Source organism: Kitasatospora sp. NPDC001132, from assembly GCF_053598415.1.
In genome coordinates this window covers 1-4,273 of record NZ_JBSFKF010000083.1, presented here as the reverse complement: position 1 = coordinate 4,273, position 4,273 = coordinate 1, and the positions used below count along the sequence as shown (strand labels likewise).

General features: G+C 74.2%; 2 protein-coding genes. Both read right to left on the bottom strand.

Going from position 1 to position 4,273, the window contains the following annotated elements; genetic code table 11:
• Positions 1 to 3,357, bottom strand: a 3,357-nt coding sequence (locus ACWDBE_RS38980; RefSeq protein WP_449810350.1) for a type I polyketide synthase, incomplete at its 3' end; no start/stop codon positions are given.
• Positions 3,358 to 3,405: 48 nt separating this feature from the next.
• The coding region (locus tag ACWDBE_RS38975; RefSeq protein ID WP_449810349.1) for a phosphopantetheine-binding protein at positions 3,406 to 4,273 on the bottom strand (868 nt) is incomplete at its 5' end.

Here is a 4,273-nt window from a genome sequence, read left to right as displayed (position 1 = left end):
CACCCGATCGGCACGACCGACCGACACCGCACCCCGCGACGCCAACCACAACGGCGCACCCACACCCGCGTCACCCAACGCCTGCACCAGCGCGATGGTCGCGGTGAAGCCGACGGACAGCACCGGCTGGCCGGCGTCCGGCTGCTCGGCGAGGGCGAGCAGGGACAGCACGCCGGACACCTCGGTGCCCTCGGCGGCGATCCCGGCCAGCAGCTCTGCCAGGCCCGCCCGGTCGGCGCCCGCCTCGATCTCGACGCGGCGCACCTCGGCGCCGCTCGCGGTGAGCGTCTCGGCGACGGCGGTGGCGGTGGCCTCGTCCAGGCCGGCCGGAACGGCGAGCAGCCAGGTGCCCGCCGGGGCGGCCGCCTGCTCACCGTCGACCGGCTGCCAGGTGACGTGGTACTGCCAACCGTCCACCGTGGTCCGGTTCCTGCGCTGCTCGCGCCAGGTGGAGAGAGCGGGCAGCAGGGTGCTCAGGGAGGACTGCACCAGCTCGTCGCCGCCGTCCACGGACAGCGTCATCGCCACGGCGGCGAGGTCACCGCTCTCGACGGCCGCCCAGAACGCGGAGTCCGTGCCGTCCACCGGCTCGAAGACCGCCTCGGCGGCGTCGTTCGGCAGGTCGAGCCAGTAGCGCTGCCGCTGGAAGGCGTAGGTGGGCAGCTCGACGCGGCTCGCACCGGTGCCGTCGAAGGCCGGCGACCAGTCCACCGCGGCACCGTTCACGTGCGCGGTGGCCAGCGCCGTCAGCAGCGCCCGCTGCTCCGGGCGGCCGGCGCGCAGCGCCGGGGTGAACACGCCCTGCTCGACGCACTCCTGGCCCATGGCCGAGAGCACGCCGTCGGGGCCCAGCTCGACGAAGACGCTGACGCCCTGGGCTTCGAGGGCGCGCATGCCGTCGGCGAAGCGGACGGCCTCGCGGACGTGGCGCACCCAGTACTCGGGCGAGCACAGCTCCTCGGCGGTGGCCAGGGCACCCGTGACGTTGGAGACCACGGCGATCTGCGGCGCCGAATAGGTCAGACCCTCCGCCACCCGGCGGAAGTCCGCCAACATGCCGTCCATCAGCGGCGAGTGGAACGCGTGCGAGACATCGAGACGCTTGGTCTTCTCGAACTGAGCGGCGATCGCCAGCACTTCGGCCTCGTCACCGGAAATCACCACCGAGGAAGGCCCGTTGATCGCCGCGATGCTGACGCTGTCCGTGAGCAGCGGCAGCACCTCGGCCTCGGTCGCCTTGACCGCCACCATCGCGCCGCCCTCCGGCAGCGCCTGCATCAGCCGACCACGCGCCGCAACCAGGGTGACGGCGTCGTCCAGCGACAGGACACCGGCCACGTGCGCGGCCGCGATCTCACCGATCGAGTGGCCCACCAGGAAGTCCGGACGGACCCCCCAACTCTCCACCAGCCGGAACAGCGCGGTCTCCACCGCGAACAGCGCCAGCTGCGTGTACTCGGTGCGCGCGAGAACGTCCGCGTCCTCCCCGAACACCGCCTCCCGCAGCGGCAGTTCGACCCGCGCGCAGACCGCGTCGAAGGCGTCCGCGAACACCGGGTACGCCTCGTACAACTCACGCCCCATGCCAGGACGCTGGCTCCCCTGCCCCGTGAACAGGAACGCCGTCCGGCCTCGCGTCGCCGCGACACCGCGCACCACGTCGGCCGAGGCGTCGCCCTCGGCCAGCGCGCGCAGCGCGGCGGTGAGCGCCGTCCGGTCCTCGGCGAGCACCAGGGCCCGGTGCTCCAGGACGGCGCGGCCGCGCACCGCGGAGTAGCCCAGGTCGGCCAGGCCCAGCTCCGGCCGGCCCTCGACGTGGGCGAGCAGCGCCCGCGCCTGGGCCCGCAGGGCCTCCGCCGAGCGGCCCGAGACCGGCACGGGGACCTGTGCGGACACCCGCGCGGGCCGCCCGGCGCCTGGGGCGCCTTCCGTGCCCTCGGCGGCCTCGGCCGCCTCGGGGGCGGGGGCCTGCTCCAGGATGGTGTGGGCGTTGGTGCCGCTGATGCCGAAGGAGGAGACGGCCGCGCGGCGCGGGCGCCCGGTCTCCGGCCAGGGCCGGGCCTCGGTCAGCAGCTTGACCGCGCCCGAGGCCCAGTCGACGTGCGGGGTGGGCTCGTCCACGTGCAGGGTCTGCGGCATGAGCCCGTGCTGCAGGGCCATGACCAGCTTGATGATGCCGCCGACGCCGGCCGCGGCCTGGGAGTGGCCCAGGTTGGACTTGAGCGAGCCGAGCCAGAGCGGCTCGCCGTTCTCACCGCGCTCCTGGCCGTAGGTGGCGAGCAGGGCCTGGGCCTCGATCGGGTCGCCGAGCCGGGTGCCGGTGCCGTGCGCCTCGACCAGGTCGACCTGGTCGGCGGTCAGCCGGGCGCTGGCCAGGGCCTGGCGGATGACCCGCTGCTGCGCGGGGCCGTTGGGGGCGGTCAGGCCGTTGCTGGCACCGTCCTGGTTGACGGCGGAGCCGCGCACCACGGCGAGCACCGGGTGCCCGAGGCGCTGCGCGTCCGACAGTCGCTCGACGAGCAGCATGCCGACGCCCTCGGACCAGCCGGTGCCGTCGGCGCCGGCGGCGAAGGCCTTGCAGCGGCCGTCGGCGGACAGGCCCTGCTGGCGGCTGAAGGCGATGAAGGTGCCGGGGGTGGTCATGACGGTGACGCCGCCGACCAGGGCCATCGAGCAGTCGCCCTGGCGCAGGGCGTGGGCGGCGAGGTGCAGGGCGACCAGGGACGAGGAGCAGGCGGTGTCGATGGTGACCGCCGGGCCCTCGAGACCGAGGCTGTAGGCGATGCGGCCGGAGACCACGCTGGAGGCGTTCCCGGTCAGCAGGTGGCCCTCGAGGCCGGCCAGGCCGGCGTGCATGGTGGTGCCGTAGTTGGAGGAGGCCGCGCCGATGAAGACACCGGCCTGGCTGCCCTTCACCGAGGACGGGTCGATGCCGGCGCGCTCGAAGGTCTCCCAGGCGGTCTCCAGCAGGATCCGCTGCTGCGGGTCCATCGCGGTCGCCTCGCGCGGCGAGATGCCGAAGAAGCCGGCGTCGAACTCGCTGGCGTCGTACAGGAACCCGCCGTCGCGGCTGACGCTCTTGCCGGCCTTCTCCGGGTCCGGGTCGTAGAGCGCGTCGAAGTCCCAGCCGCGGTCGGTGGGCATGCCGGCGATCGCGTCCGTCCCGGTCGCGACCAGGTTCCACAGGTCTTCGGGGCTGCGCACGCCGCCGGGGTAGCGGCAGCTCATGGCGACGACGGCGAGCGGCTCGAGGTCCCGCTCCTCGACCTCGCGCAGCTGCCTGCGGGCCTGCCGCAGGTCCGCTGTGACGCGCTTCAGGTAGTCGAGGTACTTCTCTTCGTTCGAAGACGTGGTCATGTGCTTCGTCACCTCCAGGAGGCGGTCAGTGAGCTTGCGCCCAGGAGGTCAGGAGAGGCCGAGTTCCTTGTCGAGCAGGTCGAAGATGTCGTCGCCGGTGGCCGATTCGAGCTCCCGATCGGCGTCGCGGTCCGCAGCACTACCGTCCGTTGCACTGTGTGCGTCACTCCATTTCGACAGCAGGCTCTGCAGGCGCAGCGTGATCTTCGTGCGCTCGACGCCGTCGGTGGTCGTGGTGAGAAGCAGGGTTTCGAGCTTGTCCAGCTCGCTGAGCACGGGCAGCGGCGCGGCCACCGCGCCGGCGCCGTCGACGAGTTCGGCGACCAGGTGGTCCGCGAGCGCGGCGGGGTTCGGGTGGTCGAAGACCAGGGTGGCGGGCAGCCGCAGGCCGGTGGCCGTGTTGAGGCGGTTGCGCAGCTCGACCGAGGTCAGCGAGTCGAAGCCGATCTCCTTGAACGCGCGGTCCGGGTCGACCTCGGCGGCCGAGGCGTGGCCCAGGACCGCGGCCACCTCGGCGCAGACCGACTCGACCAGCAGGCGCCGCCGTTCGGCCTCGGCGAGGCCCGCCAGGCGCTGCTTGAGCGGGACTCCCCCGGCCGCGGCGGCGTTGGCGTCCACGGTACGGCGGGCGGGCGCGTGCACCAGGCCGCGCAGGACCTGCGGGATGCCGGAGGCGGCGGCCCTGGCCCGCAGCGCGGGCAGGTCGAGGCGGACCGGCAGCACGGCCGGTTCGACCCCGGCGCGGGCCGCGTCGAAGAGCGCCAGGCCCTCCTCCGCGCCCAGCGGCGGCACCCCGCTGCGGGCCATCCGGCGCAGCTCGACCTCGTCGAGCCGGCCGAGCATGCCGCCCTCGTGGGCCCAGGGGCCCCAGGCCATCGAGGTCGCGGGCAGGCCCAGTGCCGCGCGGTGCTGCGCC